This window comes from Cupriavidus sp. IDO, from assembly GCF_000812465.1.
GTDB lineage: Bacteria > Pseudomonadota > Gammaproteobacteria > Burkholderiales > Burkholderiaceae > Cupriavidus.
Map to the genome: position 1 here is coordinate 1 of NZ_JWMA01000197.1, position 1000 is coordinate 1000.

The 1000-nt window shown below is 62.8% G+C and carries 1 protein-coding gene; it reads left to right on the top strand.

Annotation, left to right across the window (positions count from 1 at the left end):
- Positions 1-57: 57 nt before the first annotated feature.
- Positions 58-1000: IS4 family transposase (locus tag RM96_RS34475; protein ID WP_039016253.1), on the top strand; the 943-nt coding region annotated here is incomplete at its 3' end.

The following is a 1000-nucleotide window of genomic DNA, read 5'->3' on the forward strand; positions in this document are numbered from 1 at the left end:
TTGTTAGCCGCAGAAGCAGTTGTAAACCGTGAGCCGCAATGTTAACTTTGCGGCGCCGTGTTATCCGCTCACCTCAACTATCTACTCGAAGCCCAGCAACCATCCGACTTTGGTCGGCTCGGGCAGCATTTGCCCTACGAGTGGGTTGAGCAGGCGGTGAGCGCCACCGGTACGGCGAGCCTGCGGCGCCGGCGCTTGCCCGCCGAGCAGGTGGTCTGGCTGGTGATCGCGCTGGCCCTGTACCGGCATCAGTCAATCAGCGAGATTGTCGATGATCTCGATCTGGCGCTTCCTTCGGCCGCAGCCCCGTTTGTCAGCAAGAGCGCCGTCGCGCAAGCGCGACAACGCACCGGATACGCCCCTCTGGCATGGCTGTTTCACGAATCGGCTGGTGCCTGGAGCCGGCAGGATGCGCCCAGCTATGCGTTCAAGGGTCTGAATCTGCTGGCGATGGACGGGACTATCCTTCGTACCGCTGACAGCCCGGCCAATCGCGAGCACTTCGGCGCCCAGGTCTATCCGAGCGGCAAGCTGGCGAGCTATCCGCAGGTGCGCGCCGTCACGCTGACCGCCATCCCGACGCATCTGATCCGCGACATCGAGTTCGGCCGCTACGACTCCAACGAGATGCTGTATGCCAAGCAGCTCGTACCACGCATCCCAGACGATTCGATTACTGTATTCGACAAGGGCTTTCTGGCCGCCGAGATCCTGTGTGGACTCACCACCGGCGGCCACAATCGGCACTTCGTGATCCCAGCCAAGGCGAACACGCGCTGGGACGTCGTCGAGGGCAAGCCCGACGATGCCGTAGTGCGCATGCGCGTGTCACCCCAAGCGCGAAAGAAGTGCCCTGAATTGCCTGAATTCTGGGAGGCGCGCGCCATCCGAACGATCGACTCGCGCGGCCGCGAACGAGTGTTGCTGACTTCCCTGAGGGATCGCCGACGCTTCAAGCCAGCCGATATCGCTGCGTGCTACACCCGTCGCTGGCAGATCG